The following is a 20,935-nucleotide window of genomic DNA, read 5'->3' as shown; positions in this document are numbered from 1 at the left end:
CTACTTTAACCCTTAATAAGAAAAGGGTCCACCTTCTATAGTTTAAGAAGGGAACCCATGCTTTTTAAATTAAAAATGGATTAGCTAAATCGGTCCACTGGTATTTTTGTCCCCAGCTTTCTTTTGCGAGCGTCGTTACCCGATCAATGATCTCCTGTGGAACCGTTTCAACGGCTCCCATTTCATTCGGGTTATAATGATAGGCATACACACGTGATAAAAATTGATCAAATGGAAGAGAGGCTTCTCCTTCCTCTTCCCCATGATTTCGGACCGTTGACTTAATGCCCTGTCCCCAATCCTGTCCGCTATCATTATTCGGATTATAAAAGTAAACTCTCGTTTCCCCAGATGGATCAGCATCAATACGCTGGATGCTAATCGCATGAAGACCGAGTAAATCGGCGTTCGCTGTAGTGACGAAGATCCCGACCGGGTTTGGATAAATCAGTTGATGACCTTCGTTGTAATCCGGATGATGCGTTGCATAAAAGAGTCGTGCAAACTGTTCATAGTTTGTTACAGCTCCGGTTACCGGATTTATAACGGATGAAAACTCCTTAGAAATCCACTGACCATAAAATTCCGGATTCACAAATTTATGACCATCTTCACCACGTAGAGCGCTTCGCTTCATCATTTCATCGTAAACGCGATCAAGATGAGGAACGAGAATAAGCGAAACGGCATCAAGCTCTTTATGAAGATCCGGGGCAAGGCCTCCCGCGATAAGCGACGAATTAATTTCAGCACCTTCAAACGAGATATCAATTTCCCCGTCTCGACACGCTCTTGCGACAAGCTCTAGCAAAAATCCTGGATCGTGCTGTGACCAGAGGCTGATGCCTCGGGCTGATTGACAGGTTGGGTTCATTCCCTGTCCAATACCAAGCGGTTGCCCTAATACGCTTAAAAGTCCAGATAATAGAATTCCTACCGGTGTGATGTCCTTTGGATTATCCCGTGATGCGAGTAAATCCTTTTCGACTTCAGGGAGCATCTCAATTTCAACCATACGCTCCAGTCCTGGAATGACAGGCGGAGAGGATAATACGCCGCGCTCAAGCATGCGCGCCAGTCCGTAAAGAGACTGAGCAGTGACAGGATAAATTGCTAATGAAACCAACTCTTTCACTAAGGAAAAATGCTCATTTAGGTTCGCTTCCCCTTTTTCAGTCAACCCAAGTGTTAAGACGAGTAAATGAGACGCGTCCTCTTCTGCAAGAGTACGTGCAAGATTGGCATGAACCGGTGAGACGAGGCCCGTATCACGCATCACGTCTGCAAATCGTTCTGCTTCTAACTCTTTTTCCATCTCAGATAGCGCATTAAATTGACTTTGATAGTCAGCAAAGTTAGGGTATTTCTTGCTCAGTTCTGTTGGTGCGTGCACGCTATCAAGGTAGCGCTGAATGCTTTCGCGTCCTTCTACGCTTAAGTCCTCTGAAGATAAGAGATTTTCAGCATAACCGATCATCTCTTTAATTCGCTTCACCATGATCGGGCGCTGAGCAGTCAATCGGTCGATTTCATCAACAAACGTAGCTGATAGCGATCCGAGCGACATTTTTTCAGCTAAAAATTGAAAGAGGAGGATGCCTCTCTTTTGTTCTTGCCCTTGATTAATTCTTGCTTCCTCCGTTTCAGCTGGAAAAATCATTTGGAGATTCAGCGCCATCACTTTGTTTAGAAAAGTGCGGGCTTGCTCACGTGAAACATCTGGGTGTGTATAGTCCTCTTTCGCAATTGCAAGCATACGAAGCTCACTTAGCACTTCAAAGATCGAATAGTTTCCGTCTATTTTAAACGATCCACCTACAAGAGGCGGTTGTAATTTACGAGGTTCTTCCCATGGTCCACCTTCAAAAATGCCTGCCTTATCATAGTCACCAGCAAGTTGATAAAGGGATTCGAGCTTATTCTGGTCAATGAGAACGGCAGCGTCTGATAACAATTCTTCTAACACAACTGGATTCTGGCGGTTTTCCTTGAATGACTGAAGAGTCCTGACAAACTTTTGCTGTTCTGAATTTGAAAATGATGTTTCCATTTCCATACATCCCCCATTATTTACAAGATAGCTATTTGTACCCCAATCCAGGAAAAGGAAACCACATCTAAGGAACTATTTATTTTCGATTATCGAGCATTTCGCGGAATTATTGAGAATATCACGGAATTATCATGATTTTCGCAGAATAAAAATAAATATCGCGGATATATTCCGAAATTCGCGGAAATAACAAGATCCTCTCTGAATAAAAGTTCTTCTAAAAGAAAAAACGGTCATCTTTATCGCAGATGACCGCTCTCAACATAAAATTTTACTCTTTTTCACTCGTTTTCCAAGATGATTCAAGCTCATACACTTTTAGAGATTCAAGCGTTACCTTTCCATTCATCGCATAGATCTCAAAACCATCACTATGCTCTGATGGGAAGATCCGATTGGTCATGACACGCTTTCCATCATTCGCAAACAATTCAACGGAAGAGCGATCAACAAAAAGATGGAGTTTCACTTTGCCATCTTCCGTTGGTTCTAGCGGAGCTCGATACACACCAGGAAACTGTTCATGAAAACTTGTATCGCCACTATTCTGTCGATCAATAAATGCTAGATTATTTTTTGAATCATATCCTACAATCGTTTCCTCTTCGTCTCCCTTTCGAACGCGGAAGCCGAATTCACCTGACGTTTCTAAATCGAATTCGGCAACGACTTCATAGGTATCAGCTTTAAAATCATCAAGCGGCATTCGACCTTCCACTTCTTTATCCGATAAATCCACTAACTTCTTAGAACGATTCGACTCAATCTCACCCGCAGGCTCTTGGATAAGACGCGTTTCTCCGTCCACTTCTTTCAAAGAAACCTCACGTGGTAAAGACATGGCACCTTTCCATGGATCTGTCGGTAAATCAGACGCATACATCCAGTTACTCATCCAGGCAAGCCAAATGGGATTGCCCTCATGGTTGCTGAAAGCTTGTGCCGCATAAAAATCGGTGCCGTAATCAACCCAGTTAATGTCGTCTTTTGCCCCTTCTCTCGTGAACGTCTTTCCATCGAAATCACCGATAAAATATTGTCCACCCGATCCACCAGCAATACTTCCTGGATTCATATCCACCTGTAGCACCCATTTCTCATTAGAAGAGTCGCCATCAACCGGTAATTGGAAAAGTTCTGGCGTCTCCCAAACACCACCCTGTGCGCCCTGATCAACACCGAATTCACTTAATTTCTCCCAGTCGATCAAATTATCTGAGCCATAGAAAATAACTTTATTTCCTGCGGCAAGAAGCATGATCCACTTTTCAGATTCTTCGTGCCAGACCACTTTAGGATCTCGAAAATCTTTTATCCCAGGGTTCAGAAGTATCGGATTCCCCCGGTATTTCTTCCACGTTTCTCCACCATCTTCACTATAAGCGAGACCCTGCGTTTGTTCTTCGCCCGCTATTGTATAAAAAGCCACAAGACCCGCTTTTCCTTCTGCAAAAAGGCCGCTCGTATTGGTTTTGTCATAAATCGCGCTACCAGAAAAAATCATCCCCTGATTATCCGCTTCTAGCGCCATCGGTTTTTCTTCCCAGTGATAAAGATCTTCACTGACCGCATGACCCCACCCCATGTTTCCGAATTCATTTCCTGTAGGGTTATGCTGGTAAAACAAATGGTATTTTCCTTCAACATACACCATCCCGTTTGGATCGTTCATCCAATTTTGTTCTGGCGTATAGTGAAACTGGGGACGTAGCGACTGATTGTATTCTTTTGGTATCTCAGGCTCTTTCTCTTCTTGTTCTGGCGATTCATTTTTGCCATTAAAGTTCGCAAAGATAAGAATGCCGATCACGACAATAACGCCTACAGCTAGCAACCATTTTCTCATAGTATCCAGCTCTCCTGTCTGTCAAACGAATAATGCCTCTAAATAGAAAAGTAACTGTCGAAGCTTCCCCTCCGACAGTTACCATCATTCTTATTTAAATACGCCAGCATCCATTTCTTTTAAAATCTTCGTTTCATCATTGTGAATCGAAAGTTTAAGAGATGGAGCTAATGTGCCGCCAAAGTGATCAAATTGATATTGCTCTGACTGCGCGCCAAGTTCATTGATTGTTAAACCGTTTAGGTCATAGAAGTTAGCAAAGCTAATCACTGTGCCATTCGGCATAACCATCCAAGAATAGGTCTGATAAGGCTCATTCTCCGGATTTGCTACAACAAGACCACTTCCGTTAAGAGGCTCATAGTCTGATGTTAGAGAATCCGATACAAAGCCATAAAGACCATCTGGACCAGTTATTCCTGGAGCAAACTTGTTTTTGTGCGTATCAGTGAAAAGATAGTATTTATTTCCCTTTGTTACGATATGCGGACGTTCAAGCTCCTGATTGAGGCTGTTCGCTTCCATCAGTGGAGGCATGATGTCAAACTCTGTGTAATCATCGTTTTCCGCTTTTGCGATTCCGATATTACCGTTAAAGAGTTTGGATTCTTCAGGTACTTCGTCTACTGTAGCGAAGTCTTCAGAACCGATGTGCTCTTGTTCAACAGAGCGTTCTGCAGGTGTACCGCCAGAGTTCCCTTCAAACAAGATGTAATCTTCGCCTGTTTTAGGATCTTCAAAGAACCACGGATCACGGAATGCATAAGCAATGTCTCCCTGCTTACTTTGTTCCATTGTCTGGTAGTATTCACCATCTGGCTCAAGAATCACTTCATGATCAGACCAGTTGTTGAATTCGATTCCCTTATTTGAAGCATCAACATCAGCAGAAGCCTTTACGAGACGCTGCTCATAAGTTAGCTGTTCTTCGCCTTTACGACCTGTTGCCGTATAGAAGAAATTAATCTCGCCATCTTCAATCATGGCTGAACCTGCCCATTGACGTGAACCTAGTGCCTGCTCTTCATTAAAAACAGTACCGCCAAGCTTCCAATCTTTCCCGTTCTTTGAAACGAAGTAGCGAATTTCAGCAATATCATGACGCTTACCAGGTAATACATCACTTGGAGCTGTTAGCGAGAAAATCACTTTATAACCGTTTAATGTTGCAATCGAACCATCTTTGTTACGTAGTGGCCACGTGTCCCAGATATGGTACTCTGGCGCAATTTGTTCAAGGTCTTTTGTGTTAATTTCTGGAGCTGTATTATCTTTGTTTTGAACAATTTTAGAAGCATCTTCTCTTGTCCAGTTCGACGTTTCACTCTCTGCTGCAAAGCTTGTTGCAGGGGCAAAACTTGAAAACAGGGTAGCGAATCCGAGAACGGAAGTCGCTACTGTTTTTGAAAACTTATTCATATGGGTAAGTCTCCTTTAGTCTGGTTTCCCAGTTTTAGTGTGAAGGCATAATTTGACCTGGCTTAAGTGCGCCAGTTACTTTTGTTTCATCACCATGAATCGAAAGCTTAAGCGTCGGAGCAAAAGTACCGCCAAATTGAAGTTCACCGTTCTCATCACGATACTCGTTCACAAAGCTGATCACTGTACCATTCGGCATCACTGCGTGAGAGTATGTCATAAATGGATCATCTTCAGGGTTTGCTACAACAAGACCGTTGCCGTTAAGCGGCTCGTAGTCACCGCGAAGAGAATCATTCGTAAAGCCATAAAGACCATCAGGGCCCGTTAATCCAGGAGCAAATGTAAATTTATGTGTGATTGTAAAGAGATAGTACTCTCCACCTTTTACAAGGATGTGTGGACGCTCAAGCTGCTGGTTGACACCATTTGCTTCGAGTAGTGGTGGAAGCAATTCAAAGTCTGTTAGCTCTTCATTCTGTGCTTCAGCAATCCCAACGTTACCGTTGTAATCTTCAGCGCCAGCTGGTACATCGTGAGTTTCACGGAAATCAGCATCACCAATATTTTCTGGATCTAGTGACTTGTCGTCCCCTGCTGTATTCCCTTCAAAGATTAAGTATTCTTTTCCTGTTTTAGGATCCTGGAAGAACCATGGGTCACGGAATGAATAAATAATATTTCCTGTTTTTTGTTCTTGCGTTTCATAGTACTCACCGTCAGCTTCAGCAAGGATTTCATGCTCACCAAAGTTGCTTAGCTCAACAGATTTAGATTTCTTATCTGCTTCGATATCAAACGTTGTTTTCGCAAGACGTTGTTCAAATGTTGTTTGTTCTTCACCTTTACGTCCAGTTGCTGTATAGAAAAGGTGAACCTTATCATCGTCATCCATCATTGCTGATCCTGCCCATTGGCGAGCGCCTAGTGCATCTTCTGATTCATAAGCGAGTCCGCCCATTTTCCAATCTTTTCCGTTCTTCGAGTAGAAGTAGCGAATTTGAGCTTCGTCGTGACGACCGCTCCATGTATATTCTTTAGAAGCTGTAAGAGCAAAGACAACCTGGTAACCATTTACCTGTGCAATCGATCCGTCACGATTACGTAGTGGCCATGTGTCCCAAACCCAATAATCTGGAGCCACTTCATCCACGTTGTCGATGTTAGGTGCGGTGTTGTCTTTCGATAAATCATAACCCTGCGCGTCTTGACGAGACCAAACTGCTGTCTCCACATCCTCAGCCGCATTTGTAGATAACGGCATGCCTGCAAATCCACTTACAAGCATAATTGTCGATAGTGCAATCCCCTTAAATACAGAAGACTTTTTCACGTTCCCCATCTGCCACACTCCTCAAAATTTAGTAAAATGTTTCGTTCGCCATAACTGTATGGAAAATATGTGAACCAGTCAATATGCCCGAAAAAGCAGAAATCTTACAGGTCTTTAGATAGGAAAACCTTATTCTGTCAATCAAGAAAGCGGTTATCAATTGGGTATCGAAAAGGCTTTCATCGCAAAAATAAATGGTTCTTTAGAATCAGGAATCGATTCCACATAGAGGCATATAGACCCATCTTATATGACAATTACTTTACTGCATTGTCATAATTTTAATATAAAAGTTAATGTCCTGTTATCAATTCACCTTAATCTTCCACTACAAATTGCTCGATTCATGTGCAAATTAACGTCTCTGGATTATAATAAAGACAACCTAACTAAGGAGGTTATACTTATGAAAAATAGCATCGAATTACATAAAGATTCTTACCTGAAAGAACTAGAAGAATTCTTGAAAATCCAAAGCATTTCAGCTGTCCCTAATCATAAATCAGATGTTCAAAAAGGAGCTAAATGGGTAGCCAACTCTTTGGAAAAGGCCGGCATGGAAAACATTGAAGTTATTGAAACAGAAGGTCATCCGATCGTCTACGCTGATTGGCTTCATGCAGAAGGTAAACCAACGATTCTGATCTATGGCCATTATGATGTGCAGCCCGCTGATCCACTCGATCTCTGGGAAACGCCACCATTTGAGCCCGTTATTCGTGATAACAAGATCTTTGCTCGTGGTGCGACGGATGATAAAGGTCAACTGTTTATTCATATCAAGGCGATGGAACTTTTGATGCAAGAAGATGGCAAGCTCCCCGTTAATGTGAAGTTCTGTATTGAAGGGGAAGAAGAAATCGCCAGCCCACACCTTGGACCTTTTATTGAAAAAAATACTGAGATACTTTCTGCTGACGCTGTTGTGATTTCAGATACCTCCTTTATTAAAGAAGGCTTACCTGCGATTTGTACATCGTTACGTGGGGCCCTTGCGATGGAGGTGAAGGTGAAAACAGCGAATACGGATCTCCATTCTGGCGTATACGGCGGTGGGGTTCCAAACGCAGTTCATTCCCTTGTTCGTCTACTCGATAGTCTTCACAGCGAAGATGGCGCCATTGCCGTTGATGGATTTTACGAAGGTGTGCCAGAACTGACTAAGGAATTGAAAGAAGAAATCGCTCAGATTCCGTCCGATGATGAAGGAATGAAGCAAGAGCTCGGATTAACTTCTTTATTTGGAGAAAAAGGATTCACTTTCAAGGAACAGACGGGTATTCGACCAACGCTTGAATTGAACGGGATTTCAGGTGGATACCAAGGTGACGGAATTAAGACAATCGTCCCCTCAGAAGCCACAGGTAAAATTAGCTGTCGTCTCGTCGGAGATCAAGATCCACAACAAATTTATGAACGTATTGAAAAACACCTTCTTGATCATCAACCAGTCGGTACAACCATAACCGTTAATCAATTTATCCAGGCCCGTCCCGTCTCTCTTGATTCAAACGATCCAATGATTCAAAAAGCGGCCGATGCTTATGAAAAGGTGTATGGCGTGCGTGCTCTCTTTCCTAAAGAAGGCGGCTCGATTCCAATTGTTGAAGTATTTGCTCGCGTCCTTGAAGCGCCTGTTGTGCTCATGGGCTTCGGACTCCCGTCAGAAAATTTACATGCGCCTAATGAACATTTTCATATCGAAAATTTCACAAAAGGGATCGAAACCGTTTGTACGTATTTCAAGTCACTTTCATAGAGAATTAACCTATTTTTATACCAAATTTAGATATACTAGAATTGCTTTAGTTATTTTAAAACAGCGGCACCTCTCTCCCATTATAATCAGGGATTGAGATGCCGCTTATGTTCATTCTTAACTTAGTTAATTTTCGCCAAGATCATCAGGAGCTCCGCCTTTTTAATTGGGCAACTAGATAAGCGGTAGTGTCATCCAAAAAGTGTGAGACTCTCCCTCTGACTTTAATCCAATCTGCCCTTGATGGTGTACAAGAATTGCTTTGGATATCGCGAGTCCAAGTCCTGTTCCGCCTGTATTACCTCTTTCGCGTGCAGAATTTGCACGATAGAACCTTTCAAAAATTTTATCTTTTTCTTGGATAGGAATTGCTTGTCCAGGACCGGAGATCGATAGCCTATAATGACTTTCTACTAATTCTCCTTTTATCATTATTGGTCCTGTTCCTTGATAGTATCTAATTGCATTATCAATTAAATTACTGATCACCTGCGAAATCTCTTCAGTAGAAACCTTTACTGTACCAGATTCAGCCTTTACCTCCACGTTAATTCCTGCACTTTCTAATGACCAACGAAACATTGCAACCGATTGATGTATTAGAAATTGCATATCGATTGGTTCTTTCTCGGTATACGTCTGTTTAGATATATAATCCCATTCCTTCACTTGTTCAAGCTGTTCCACCATGTGAATAAGTCGTTCCGATTCCTTCTGAAGAGAATGGTAAATTTGTTGATCCCCTTCAATCACACCATTTTTCAAAGCACCCAAATAACCATTCAAATTAGCTAATGGGGTACGAAATTCATGTGAAAAATCCAAAACCAGCTCTTTTCTATGTTGTTGCATCTCTTTTAATTGTTTCACCAGATCATTAAAATGAACAATTAATTCTCCTACTTCATCTCTCGTATTCACAATAATGGGGTTGGGATAATGACCTGCTTTCATTCTTTTCGTTGATTCAATTAGCTCTTTTAACGGTCTTATGATTTCCTTTACCAAGCGATAATGTATTAAACTTCCAATTGAAATGGCAGCTATACTAAATATCCATAAATATTGAAAAAGAATGGAGTTAAATAGTTGCTGTTTCTGGTCATTCCACGATCCCAATCCATTAGCCAAAGAACAGGCAGTATGATAGATCGCCCAACTGCTTAATGCGATAAATATACCAACGACAACGACATTAACAAATGTCAGACGTAATAAAAGTTTATTTGGCAGAAAGGTCTTTGCGCGTTTATTCCACAACAAATTTATACCCCATTCCTCGAACTGTTTGAATACGTTCAGGAATACCAGGATTAACCTCAATTTTTGCCCGTAGTTTCTTAATATGGGCATCAATCGTCCGATCCATAACCGTTTTATCGACGTAGGGGTATAATTGTAAAATCAAATCTTCTCTTGATCTAACAACATTTGGGTTTTCCATAAAATGATAGAGTAGATTGAATTCGTGTTTTGTTAAGTTTATCTGTTTATCATAGAGAAACACCTCACCGTTTCGAGGTTTGATACATAACCCTTTGTAAGTGACTTTTTGACAAAACTGTCCCGTACGTCGCAAAACGGCCTCAACGTGAGCAAGAAGTTCTTCTGGATCGAACGGCTTGGTCAAATAATCATCTGCTCCTATTTTTAATCCCTTGATTTTATCCTCTGTTCGCGCTTTGGCTGATAGCATAATAATCGAAACCTCATTCCGTTCTTGATCCCGTACCCACTTGCAAAATTCCTCTCCAGGTAAAAGGGGTAACATTAAATCAAGAACGACTAGACACGGATGGTGTTCTAAGAACACATTTTTCGCTAATTCACCGTTTGCAGCTTCTACTACCTCATAGCCTGCGTTTTTCAGATATATCGCGATAAGGTTTCGAATCATTTGATCATCTTCTACGACTAAAACTGTCTGCTTCACCAAACTCACCTCTTGGCTATTGTACTATATGTAAGACTATTTCATCTTTTCATATTGTTGTATCATGAGGTCATAATTTAATGCACCCATTGCAACGAATTGGATTCGACCATTTGAATCGATCATATATGAAGTTGGATATGCACTCACTTGATACGTATCAGAAACATCAGAATTCACATCCATCACAACTGGAAAGGTCATTCCGAATTCTTTTACAAATCCTTCGACTCCTTCAGTACTCTCTTCTGTTTCTGTGAGGTTTACGGCTAAGATCTCGACATCTTTTTTCTCGTACAGTTTTTGAAAATCAGGAATTTCTGCTCTACAAGGTGGACACCAGGTAGCCCAGAAGTTCACGATTACTCGTTTTCCTCTATAATCAGATAATTGCACAGCTTCTCCATTTAACGTTTGCAGTTTGAAGTTAGGTGCAATCTGCCCTTCATTTACCCCAACATCATTTGATTCTACTAAATCATCACCTTCAACCGCTTGAGTTGAAGGCTGAGAGCTGGCTACCTGATCATTACTGCTATTTTCCCCTTTAGCGTCATCAGTAGAGCTAGTAGAATCATATACTGCCCAACCAACCATACCTATAATAACGATAATTAGAATTGTTCTTCTCATTCCTCATCCCCCTTTATCCTAATTCTGATAACCATGTATTTTGTACTAGATCAAGCAAAAAGCCTGTTATTCGTGGCAATAGCCCGAAGAATAATACCAATCCCATAAGAATCATGATTACAGCACCGAACTTCATAATGACCTCACTATGCCGAACGATCCATCTAGTCGAACCGAGAAAGAATGTCAAAAGTATAAAAGGTAAAGAAAAACCAATTACATACATCACCGTATACACGATCCCATGCCCTGGATTACTCGCTGCCAATAATAGAATTGATCCAAAAATAGGACCGATACATGGTGTCCACCCAGCAGCAAAACCAAGCCCTACAAAAAAAGTGCCAAGGTATCCAACCGGTTTTTTAGAGTAGCGAATACGTCTTTCTTTCATTAAAGTTGGAATCGTTATCCACCCTGCAACAAAAAATCCCATGAGGATAATAAAAATTCCCGCAAAACGCTGAATTAATAAACCAGAGTCACCTAGTAATAAGTTTTGAACCCATTGACCTAATAATGATGCACTAGCCCCTAAACTAATAAAGACAAGTGATACCCCTAATAAGAAAAATAACGAATGGCTCAATAATTGACTACGAATCTTTGAATTTTTATTTCCCTGCAAATCCTTCACACTTATTCCAGTTATGTACGAAAGGTAGGCTGGAAAAATTGGTAATACACAGGGAGATAAGAAAGATAAAGCTCCAGCTCCCATTGCGAGGAACAGACCTACTAGTAGAGCTGTATCTGCTTCAATTCCAACCAAGTCTTTCCCTCCTTCTCTTATTTATGATGATGAACATACTAATTAAGTAAAATAATCCAACAAACCATGGAGTGATTATATAACCAAACAAAGTTACTATTGGTTGAATAAAATCTAGTAACACCATTCCTCCAGACCACGCCGTTATCGTCACAATGAGTAGCGTAGAGGATGCTATTTTTTCCCGCAAGCTAATGAATAAGACGAGGAGAAAACCAACAACAATTAAGGTTTCATAAGCATAGGCATTACTATTCCAAACCATTTGGATAAATTCATACGTAAATGCCGTTACTAATAAAACAAATACAAGAGATTCTATAAAGTAAGGCTTATTGTTAGACGGGTACTTGGATTTCAAGAGAGTGACAAGTGTACTAAGTAGAATCGCAAAATAAAAAGCATGTGAATTGCTCGGGTAAGCTAATATTGCCAGTGGATCTTTAATAAACAGAGAAAAATTTAAAATTATTTTCCCCATCCAAATGTAGAGAATAATGTTAATCAGTTGTGACACGATTTCTTCGATATGTTCTCTTCTCTTTTGCTTCGATAGATCACTTATCACATAGAAGGTTCCAAGTCCGATCATTAGACTTAAACTAATGATGCCAATTGATATTAATTTGCTTGCACTCACCATCCGTCGTTCCTCCATTTAACTGTATCTAAGAATTTAGTATAAGTGGGTTATATGAAAATTTGATGAAATTATTTCACCGTTAGGATAACCGCCCATATTCGTTGTATGGATTTTAGTAACACTGTGATAAGCTATAGGGAATCTAGTCTATCTTTCTTTTCTGCATGCGAACACCATTTGAGACTGAAAGGAGACCCATGATCATGTTTAAAAAAATATTAAAACGAGTCGAAAAACAAATCAAAAAGTCGAGTGGGAGTAGCCACAAAAGAAAACATTATCATAGAAGCAGCTCAAGCGGGCGGAAGCATTCGCCTTATGGCGGCAGTCATCGCTATAAACGAAGAGGCTCAAGTAGTAGTAGCTAATCATAAAACCAGCACCTGATCAGGTGCTGGTTTTATGATTAGGAATAGTACTTATTGTTTTATTAAGGTGATCTCGTACCTGGTAGATGCTCTTAAATCCAGTCTCAATCTGCAGCAGTTGCTTTATGAAATGTTCCGTAGCTGGATGGATGCTTAGTTCTTCTGTCCATGGGCGGTCTTTTCTACTGGTGGGTTCGTAAGAAGAGTAAAGCAAGAAGAGTAGAAAATCACCTAGATCATATAAATCCTTTTGAATGAGCTCAAGCGTCTCCTGATCTGACTTATTTTTCAGTGAGACCGCTAATCCAAAATCAATAACATAAAGCTGAGCGTTTTTTACCATCACATTCGGTATTCGGAGATCACCATGACTGATCTCGTGCATATGTAAATAAGCTACAATATCGATCAAACCTTTAAGAAACTCAAGAGATTCCAGTTCATTGAATCGATTGTATTGATCAAACAGAAGGTCTTCGAGGTTCACACCCTCAATGTAGTCCATTACTAAGAACTGATTACCGTTAAAATGAAAAGCATCATGGAGCTTAGGAATACGAACATGGTCTAAAGAAGCCAGTATCTCAGCCTCCACTTGATAGAAAGAAGTGTTACTGTTTTTCAGTTTACTTGGACGTATTTGCTTTACGACACATCGCTCTCTCGTTTTTTTATTTTTAGAGAGATACGTTATTCCGTAACTTCCCATCCCAATAACACGCTTCACTTCATATTGGTTAGCAATAAGAAACTGCGGCTTGTAGGGTCGATCGACAAAAAATCGATAAAGGTGTTTCATTCGCCTTCTCCAGTTATTCATACCTTACCCCATTAAAAGAAGCAGCCATTGATGTCAGCTGCTCTTGTTGGTTTTTATTCAAACATTTTTAGGCTCTTACCATCATATCTTCGTACGTTTGATCTTTCGGAAGCACTTCTACCAGTACTTTTCTTACGCGACGCTCTTCAACTTGTTCGACGACAATTTTAAGATTTTCATAATAGAAGGAATCCCCGTTACTAGGAACTGTTCCGAGATTCTCAATGACCCATCCACCTATTGTGTGATAAGAACTTTCAGATGTAGCCGCCTCCATTAAATCGAAGAAATCATCTAGCTGAAATTGAGCATCAAAACGATAGTTGCTATCGGAGATTCGTTGCATTGTACTGAATTTCTCATCTTGCTCATCCCAAATTTCTCCCACAATCTCTTCTAGTACGTCCTCTAATGTAACAATTCCTGACGTACCACCAAATTCATCTAGTACAATGGCCATGTGTACCTTTTCCTTTTGCAATTTTGGTAAGAGAGTGGAAATCTTCATTGATTCTACCACAAACAAAGGCTCTCGAATTAATTCTTTAATATCAACAGTTTGGTACTTAATCAAGTGAGTAAAAAATTCTTTCTCTGTTAAAATCCCAATAATATTATCAATACTATCTTGGTAGACAGGTATTCTTGAAAACCTCTCTTCAAAGAAAATTTCTTTCATTTCTTCTACGGATTGATCAATATCAATGGCCACGATGTCAATTCGCGGTGTTAAAACCTCACCTGCAAGCGTATCATCGAAATCCATCGATCGATGAATGAGGTCTCTTTCCTCTTTATCGATGACACCCTCTTCTTCACTAATATCTAACATCACTTTTAACTCTTCTTCTGTAACAGATGGCATTGTGCTGTTTTTCGCAAAAAGACTTGATACCCACACTTTCAATTTAACAAAAAAGAAATTAATAGGTGCAAGCAGCTTAATGAGAACATATAACACCGTTGCGATCATTAATGAATAAGATTCTGCATGTTCCTTTGCTAACGATTTAGGAAGTATTTCACCAAAGATTAAGACTAAAATAGTCATGAACACCGTACTAATGACGAGGCCAGCATTCCCACCAAATATTTCAGTTGCTACAGCAGCTGAAATACTAGCAGCAGCAATATTGACTATATTGTTTCCGATAAGAATCGTTGATAAGGCTTTATCAAAGTTTTCAGCAATGGCTAAAGCTCTTTTACTTCCACGCCTTCCTTCATCTGCGAAATTTCTTAACCTAATCTTGTTAACACTTGAATAGGCCGTTTCAGCTGATGAAAAAAAAGCAGATAACAGTAATAAGGAACCTAATAAAAGAATCGAATCCAGTGGTATGTCATTCAAAAAATTTCACTCTCCTGAGTTGTTGTTTATCCTAACTTTTTTTAAATTGCATTTGTACTTATTACACGATCAAGTTGAGTAAAGAAGCAATGATTGAATAAGTGCGACAGTTTGAGGCGAAAGATTTTTCTTAATCTTCGTTTGAGTTTCTTCATCTAATTTCTCAACACTTTCGTGAATATCCTTTAATTCTGCGCCTAAATATTCCATTTTATCAATTACTTGTTTCACCTGACTATGAATCATTTCTGTATCAACTTGACTAGCCTTTTTTACCGTTAGACGTTGGTGGATTTGACTTAACGTCATTTGCATTTCTTTGCATTGTTCGATGAACTTAATATCATCGATCGCATCTTCCCCATAGAAGCGATAATTCGTTTCAGAGCGCTCACACTGCAGTAATCCCATTTTTGTATAATAGTCAACTGTCCGTTTCGAAACATGGCAAACTTCAGCTAACTCCCCTATTTTTAACAACACCCCAAGATCGATCACCTCACAATCATTTTAAGTTAAAATGTGTGAACTGTACAGTATAACGTTATACTTCCTCTTTGTTTTTTGATCCGTTCACTGTGTTATAAGGGTATTGAGATGAAAAAACGGCGTGATTGTGAACTTAAAAAAAGCTGCGAATTCCGATTCGCAGCTCTTTTCATTTAAACACTAGATACCCTTTTTTCACTCTTTTTCCGTGAGAAGGATGCTCCAACCACTTGATATGCTGAAGTTTCTCTTCCAATTTCGCGGCAATTTTCCATTCAATTCGATGCATCATTGTTCTCGCCTTATATGGAGAGATGTCAAATTGATTCGCTGCTTCATGATAAGGAGAATATTTTTTTAGAAGGTTCAGGTATTGATCGGGTGTTGCAGCCGCTTTAATCAACCTTACTTCTAATTCATCAATGAACTGATAGAGGGCTTTCTCCTTCTCCGGGAGTTTTGCCACGATATCACGAACGAGCATCTTCAATAAATATTCATTGCACTCCATTCATCTTCCCCTACCCTTTTACCAGCTTGACTTCTTCACTCCAGGAATCTGCCCCTTATGAGCATATTCACGAAACGCAATTCTAGACATTTTAAATTTTCGTAAGTATCCCTTAGGGCGACCAGTCACTTCACAGCGATTATTTAACCGAGTTGGCGAAGAATCACGCGGCAATTTACGCAAAGCTTCATAATCACCTTTCGCTTTCAAATCCTGACGAAGCTCAGCATACTTCAAGACAAGCTCCTGACGCTTTTGTTCTTTTATTACTTTCGACTTCTTAGCCAAATAAATGCATTCCTTTCTCTATTTTAATCGTTGCGATTTGAGCACTAAGCAGTTATCCACAACTTATAACGATCAATCACTTTTACAAATCGTAATAATTACGTTTTGTATTATAAGCCTCTATTCGTTATAACGCAAGAAAGAGAACTTCGGAAGAGCTTAACTTTTGTTTAAGCCCTTCCTTTCACGTTCATCTTGTTTTCTTGATTTACTTCTTCCCATATGTAATGCAAGCTTATTAATGAATCCTAAAATAAGGCCAATTCCAGTAAACAAATATAAGATAGTAAAAATCTTACCAAAATCGGTTTGTGGACTAAAATCACCAAAGCCTACGGTCGTTAGCGTGACAACACTAAAATACAGAGAATCTAATACAGACCAACTCTCTACAGTGTGATAGAAAATCGTTCCTGAAATAAGGGTGATCGTTGTTAAAAAGAATAGCACCTGGAATTCTTTATCTTTAATAGCCCACCATAATGCGGATAGCATTCTCTTTAACGTGAGTAGAAAGGAAATCATATAAACCTCCTGTTTAAATGAAGGTCTATCACAGACAGCGATAGCCTAAAGCTGATTTTAGCATATCACTACTTATAAACGAGACTACCGATCCATAATTTTTTCGGCTCTTTCCCTGAAATTTTCTAAGCTAAAAGGGAATGCTGATAGATATGTCTAATTACTGTTAGATAGGAGCGTGGTGAAATGACAGAGAAAGATTGGCTCACACATGCCATTCAGTTAGCATCAAAAAGTGTTACAGATTATCGTGGTGGTCCATTTGGGGCTATCGTTGTAAAAGATGGCGTTGTGATTGGGGAAGGGTTCAATCAAGTGACAAGCGACCACGATCCAACTGCTCATGCAGAAGTTGTCGCTATTCGAAACGCCTGCAAAAAACTTGGAACGCATCAGCTTGACGGCTGTGTCATTTACGCAAGCTGCGAACCGTGTCCAATGTGCCTTGGCGCCATTTACTGGTCACGGCCTGATCGCGTTTACTTCGCAGCTTCAAGACACGAAGCTGCCGATGCCGGATTTGATGATGCTGTCATCTATGATGAAATCGAGAAAAAACCTGAACAAAGAACCATCCCGTTCCATCATATTGAGATGAAAGAAAAGAACGAGCCTTTTCAAAACTGGCAAAAACATGGCGAACGAGTAGAATACTAAAGAAGGATGTGCGTTAGCACATCCTTCTTTTCATAAACGAACTTCTAAAATTCTTCCATTTTCTTTTCGTTTACTTTATCGATTTTTAACTTCACTTCCATTGGTGTTACATCAAGAGAAACGTTAATGGCAGCATAAGATTCTTCCCCATTTATCTTCCCCCAGTACCCTTTCGTTTGATCCGTTTCTGAGAAAACAAGCTTAAACCCTTCCCCTTTTTTGTCACCAGTCAGTTCATAAGCGAGACCGATCGCTTCATTGGAGTCACTATCAACGAGATCATACGTAAGAACTCGTTTAAGTGCATCTTCACCAAAAATCCCTGTATTCGTAGTGCTTTCTGGGTAATAAGGTTGATCAATAAGAGGTTTATCTTCTGTGATCTGATACGTCTTTGATTCCCAGAAATAACGATCTCCTTTTTCAATGTAGCTGATGTTCACATCTTTCATTGCCGTCGGAAAATCTGTTGTTTTCTTAGCATTTGAAAGATCAACGATGACAAGCCCACTCTCTCCCACCACTTCAATTGATTGATCGTCATTATGAACAACCATTGCACTGTTTTCGTCAATACCGTAGCCCATTTCGTTACCAGCATCCCATGCCCCAACGATAAGTCGGCCAAAGCGTCCACGCTTCACAAAGTGCTGATCAACCGTACCACCCTCAAAGAAACCAAGCCCTTGGGTAAGGAAAACGCGATTGTCATCAGCATCACCATAGTTATCTTCATAGGTGACCCCTTCATTTAGCGCACCAGAGCTTGTACCTGCGCCAATCATCGGATCACTCATAATCGCTGCACCAGCACTGGAGCCGCCTAGAACGGCACCATCTTGATAGATCTGCCTGATTGAAGCTAATACAGGGGTGTCCTCCCCATCATTAATAAGAGTCTTCGTATAATCTAACTGATTCCCCCCTACAAACCAGATCGCATCATACTGCTTCACTTTGTCAGCAAGATCTTCATTGTATGCACCATCATTCCACTTCGATTCATCTTCCTCTGTAGAAGGATCATCACTTACGGCAATAGGAAGAATATCAATATTCTCCTCACTAACACCATAACGTACGAAGTCATCTTTGTAGGAAGATGCACTATCAATTGGCGTCGCACTGGCAGTTGGCAGAATGCCAATTTTCAATTTATCTTTTGTCTTGTTTCGGTAATCCATCCCTAATGACAGAAAGGAATTGTAAACTTCTTCATTGTCGGGACTTAAAGCCCCTCCTACAATCACCAGTGATCCTTTTGTTTCATTTGCGCCAGTGGCATTCGTTTCCAACTGCCTCCCTAGGATGACTAACACCATACAAACTGCGAGCATTGCTGTAACAGCGATAACATGCTTCCATTTCCCCAACTTCCACACTCCCTTTTTCATTGTTATCAAACTATTATGCAAGTTTCATTCCAACTCTCGAACCCTATAGTGTAGAGGTCAGTTTCTTTCGGTCACGTTTATCTGGTTGTTTAACCCACCCAAAAACAACCTAAAAAAAAGAGCAAATTCCTTATAGGAAAATGCTCATCATGGATGTTACCGCCATATTGCAAAAATAGCGTAAAGTTATTCCTTATTAGGATCATTTAGCACCTTAGAGGCACTTTTTGAACTAACTCGCTGAAGCATATATTCCAGCAAGAAAAGATAATCCTCCTGATTGCCTGTGTTTTTAGCAAGATCGGACAGTTGCTCTAAAATATACAAACAATCATTTTCATACAGACTATAATTATCAAATCCTAAAATCGTCTGGCGCGCAAATTCCCACAGATCTTCGTGTACATCCTCATCTAACGTTTTACTTAGAAGGGAGATCATCGTTAAAAGCTCCGTCATCACTGTAGAATTTTGATTTGCATACTCACGAATAGATGCGAACCCCTTATGAAGGTAATAAGGAAAATTCTTTTGATTTAAGATAACGCGAAGCTCGTCTTCCTGATCGAAAAGATAGGGAGAAAAGTTCGTAGACTGTCCAATGCTTTTCAACAAATCAGCAATCTGATGAATCGTATTCGTAACCGTAAGCGGGTCATTATGGCCTAAAGCTTTGATCGCTACTTCGGCAAGCTTCATTAATCCATACTCCAAATCTTGAATTTCTGTACGTTTTACTCCAATCTCAATAGACTTGATGTAGCGTTCAGGATTAATGCTTTGTCCATATTCCCAATAAGTAAGTAGTGGTGTTCCTTCTACTACAAATTCGCCAATTCTAACATCAAACCTTAGAAGGCAGTTGTCTTTATTCGCTTGTTTAATAAGTTTCGCAAAGTCAGCGACTTGAAAATAACCAGATTGACTTGTTTTCATTACCTTTCCATCAGACTCAAGAGGAAGAGATTCAGTCTCTACTTCCTTCTCAAGATGGTAAGCGTTTAATTCTTTTTCTAGGGAAGCCTGCACGGATTTCGACTTAACATTCATATTAAAACTGATGTTATGAACTTGCATCCAGGTTGCTGTATGGTTAATAAAATAAATAAAGGTTACCGCAGCTGTAATAGCTGTCAGAATGGATAATACCGGTGTCGCAACAACGTATTCCTCTTCCCCATGTGTCACATACAAAAAGTTTAAAAGTACATAAATAAAACTTCCATTAAAAATACCAAGTACGTGTTGGGTTGCCCGGTCACTGACAAAGTTTACGAGCATTTTGGAAGAGAACTGACCGCTAAACGTCGTGAGTGCGACGAGCAAAGAGTTAAGTGTAAAGGCACTTAACGTTAGCACCCCTCCAACGAGTGCACTTAGAAGCACCTGCAGTGTCTGTCCACTGAAGCCGATCCCGATCGGTAAATATAAGCTAATATCCACCACATAATCGAGATAATAGGTAAAAGCAGAAAGAGCGATCGCTCCAACAATATACCAAAACGGCATAAACCAAATGGTTGAGTTCAATTCACTTTTCCGCTGTCGCCTCGACATTTTTAAATATTTCTTTATATAGTAAATGAACCCCATAGTAGTCACCGTTCCTCAAAGTTTTAAATACTTCTTCTTACTACCCTGCAAAGAAGTAAACAAACCTAAATATTAATGTTTCCTTAAAAGTAGGGGACGAACCATCACCAACGTCTTTAATAATCTTCACAATTTTTTAGACATTAAGTCCTGTCGATAAGGAATCACTCTAACAAAAGAATGCCACTTTACTTTTAGCAAAAGTATTCTCTAAGTATCGAGGATTAAATAAACTTTTCGATAGGTTTTGTTACTCAAAAAATTAATTTCAAGTGATTCTTCTAAATGACCTCTAAGCTCTCCACCTATTATTTTTTCATTCAAAATGATAACGGCAATACCTGCTTTTGAAGCATCAATTGTTTTTATACAAAAAAAATCAAAAAGATCCAAGGGGAAAGGGTTAACGCATAATAAATATGCTGAGCCTTTCCCCTAGGACCTTTGATATCAAAAGGGGCTTCTCCTTTTGCAAAAGATATAGCTCTCGTCTCAGAAAACGAAACACCGGAATCCTCGAGTAGGACCAATCCTTTCGCACGAGAATA

Annotated in this window: 20 protein-coding genes; 3 read left to right on the top strand and 17 right to left on the bottom strand. The window is 40.0% G+C overall.

Annotation, left to right across the window (positions count from 1 at the left end; genetic code table 11):
* Positions 1-64: 64 nt before the first annotated feature.
* The 4 genes from PQ578_RS08720 to PQ578_RS08705 all read right to left on the bottom strand — a co-directional run bounded on the left by PQ578_RS08720 (position 65) and on the right by PQ578_RS08705 (position 6,660).
* A complete protein-coding gene (locus PQ578_RS08720) occupies positions 65-2,050 on the bottom strand; it encodes a hypothetical protein (protein ID WP_273833550.1) in 1,986 nt (661 codons plus the stop codon).
* Between the two features lie 274 nt (positions 2,051-2,324).
* The gene (locus PQ578_RS08715; protein WP_273833548.1) at positions 2,325-3,899 is read right to left on the bottom strand and encodes a glycoside hydrolase family 32 protein; all 1,575 of its coding nucleotides are present in this window, start codon (positions 3,897-3,899) and stop codon (positions 2,325-2,327) included.
* A 90-nt stretch (positions 3,900-3,989) separates the two neighbouring features.
* A complete protein-coding gene (locus PQ578_RS08710) occupies positions 3,990-5,318 on the bottom strand; it encodes a glycoside hydrolase family 68 protein (protein ID WP_159781467.1) in 1,329 nt (442 codons plus the stop codon).
* A 34-nt stretch (positions 5,319-5,352) separates the two neighbouring features.
* On the bottom strand, positions 5,353-6,660 hold the full coding sequence (locus PQ578_RS08705) for a glycoside hydrolase family 68 protein (protein ID WP_273833544.1): 1,308 nt from the start codon (positions 6,658-6,660) through the stop codon (positions 5,353-5,355).
* Positions 6,661-7,057: 397 nt separating this feature from the next.
* Here PQ578_RS08705 and PQ578_RS08700 point away from each other — a divergent pair, with 397 nt between their 5' ends.
* A complete protein-coding gene (locus tag PQ578_RS08700) occupies positions 7,058-8,410 on the top strand; it encodes a dipeptidase (protein ID WP_273833542.1) in 1,353 nt (450 codons plus the stop codon).
* Positions 8,411-8,584: 174 nt separating this feature from the next.
* On the opposite strand, the gene PQ578_RS08695 is transcribed toward PQ578_RS08700, so the two are convergent.
* Genes PQ578_RS08695 through PQ578_RS08675 form a run of 5 tightly spaced genes read right to left on the bottom strand, consistent with a single transcriptional unit; the run spans position 8,585 to position 12,391 of the window.
* A complete protein-coding gene (locus tag PQ578_RS08695) occupies positions 8,585-9,670 on the bottom strand; it encodes a sensor histidine kinase (protein ID WP_273833540.1) in 1,086 nt (361 codons plus the stop codon).
* Entirely contained in the window at positions 9,660-10,343 is a 684-nt protein-coding gene (locus PQ578_RS08690; protein WP_273833539.1) for a response regulator transcription factor, read from the bottom strand. The genes PQ578_RS08695 and PQ578_RS08690 overlap by 11 nt, the downstream gene beginning before the upstream one ends.
* Positions 10,344-10,379: 36 nt before the next feature.
* Positions 10,380-10,976 carry a TlpA family protein disulfide reductase gene (locus PQ578_RS08685; protein ID WP_273833537.1) on the bottom strand — a complete coding sequence of 199 codons (597 nt, stop codon included), beginning with the start codon at positions 10,974-10,976 and terminating at the stop codon, positions 10,380-10,382.
* A gap of 13 nt (positions 10,977-10,989) precedes the next feature.
* Positions 10,990-11,748: a cytochrome c biogenesis CcdA family protein gene (locus PQ578_RS08680; RefSeq protein ID WP_273833535.1), complete on the bottom strand. Its 759-nt coding sequence runs from the start codon at positions 11,746-11,748 to the stop codon at positions 10,990-10,992.
* A complete protein-coding gene (locus PQ578_RS08675; protein ID WP_273833533.1) occupies positions 11,735-12,391 on the bottom strand; it encodes a hypothetical protein in 657 nt (218 codons plus the stop codon). Before PQ578_RS08675 ends, PQ578_RS08680 begins: the two co-directional genes overlap by 14 nt.
* 203 nt (positions 12,392-12,594) lie before the next feature.
* Here PQ578_RS08675 and PQ578_RS08670 point away from each other — a divergent pair, with 203 nt between their 5' ends.
* Entirely contained in the window at positions 12,595-12,759 is a 165-nt protein-coding gene (locus tag PQ578_RS08670) for a hypothetical protein (RefSeq protein WP_273833531.1), read from the top strand.
* 19 nt (positions 12,760-12,778) lie between these two features.
* On the opposite strand, the gene PQ578_RS08665 is transcribed toward PQ578_RS08670, so the two are convergent.
* The 6 genes from PQ578_RS08665 to PQ578_RS08640 form a co-directional block, all read right to left on the bottom strand.
* Positions 12,779-13,558 carry a serine/threonine protein kinase gene (locus tag PQ578_RS08665; RefSeq protein ID WP_273833529.1) on the bottom strand — a complete coding sequence of 260 codons (780 nt, stop codon included), beginning with the start codon at positions 13,556-13,558 and terminating at the stop codon, positions 12,779-12,781.
* Positions 13,559-13,646: 88 nt separating this feature from the next.
* Positions 13,647-14,930, bottom strand: a complete 1,284-nt coding sequence (locus PQ578_RS08660; protein ID WP_273833527.1) for a hemolysin family protein — start codon at positions 14,928-14,930, stop codon at positions 13,647-13,649.
* A 69-nt stretch (positions 14,931-14,999) separates the two neighbouring features.
* Positions 15,000-15,413, bottom strand: a complete 414-nt coding sequence (locus PQ578_RS08655; RefSeq protein ID WP_273833525.1) for a MerR family transcriptional regulator — start codon at positions 15,411-15,413, stop codon at positions 15,000-15,002.
* 175 nt (positions 15,414-15,588) lie between these two features.
* Positions 15,589-15,930: a hypothetical protein gene (locus PQ578_RS08650; RefSeq protein ID WP_273833523.1), complete on the bottom strand. Its 342-nt coding sequence runs from the start codon at positions 15,928-15,930 to the stop codon at positions 15,589-15,591.
* Positions 15,931-15,948: 18 nt separating this feature from the next.
* Positions 15,949-16,218: a 30S ribosomal protein S14 gene (gene rpsN, locus PQ578_RS08645; RefSeq protein ID WP_273833522.1), complete on the bottom strand. Its 270-nt coding sequence runs from the start codon at positions 16,216-16,218 to the stop codon at positions 15,949-15,951.
* Between the two features lie 159 nt (positions 16,219-16,377).
* Complete coding sequence (locus PQ578_RS08640; RefSeq protein WP_160920345.1) at positions 16,378-16,743, bottom strand: potassium channel family protein; 366 nt, start codon at positions 16,741-16,743, stop codon at positions 16,378-16,380.
* Between the two features lie 186 nt (positions 16,744-16,929).
* On the opposite strand from PQ578_RS08640, the gene PQ578_RS08635 reads away from it, so the two are divergent.
* Positions 16,930-17,400: a nucleoside deaminase gene (locus tag PQ578_RS08635; protein ID WP_273833519.1), complete on the top strand. Its 471-nt coding sequence runs from the start codon at positions 16,930-16,932 to the stop codon at positions 17,398-17,400.
* 44 nt (positions 17,401-17,444) lie between these two features.
* On the opposite strand, the gene PQ578_RS08630 is transcribed toward PQ578_RS08635, so the two are convergent.
* Entirely contained in the window at positions 17,445-18,773 is a 1,329-nt protein-coding gene (locus PQ578_RS08630; protein ID WP_273833517.1) for a cyanophycinase, read from the bottom strand.
* A gap of 207 nt (positions 18,774-18,980) precedes the next feature.
* The gene (locus PQ578_RS08625) at positions 18,981-20,324 is read right to left on the bottom strand and encodes a DUF2254 domain-containing protein (protein ID WP_273833514.1); all 1,344 of its coding nucleotides are present in this window, start codon (positions 20,322-20,324) and stop codon (positions 18,981-18,983) included.
* Positions 20,325-20,935 lie beyond the last annotated feature (611 nt).

It is taken from the genome of Guptibacillus sedimenti (assembly GCF_028610665.1).
In the GTDB taxonomy this organism is placed as follows: Bacteria; Bacillota; Bacilli; order Bacillales; family Guptibacillaceae; genus Guptibacillus; species Guptibacillus sedimenti.
The sequence above is the reverse complement of the archived record's forward strand: the minus strand, read 5'-3'. Positions and strand labels throughout refer to the sequence as shown.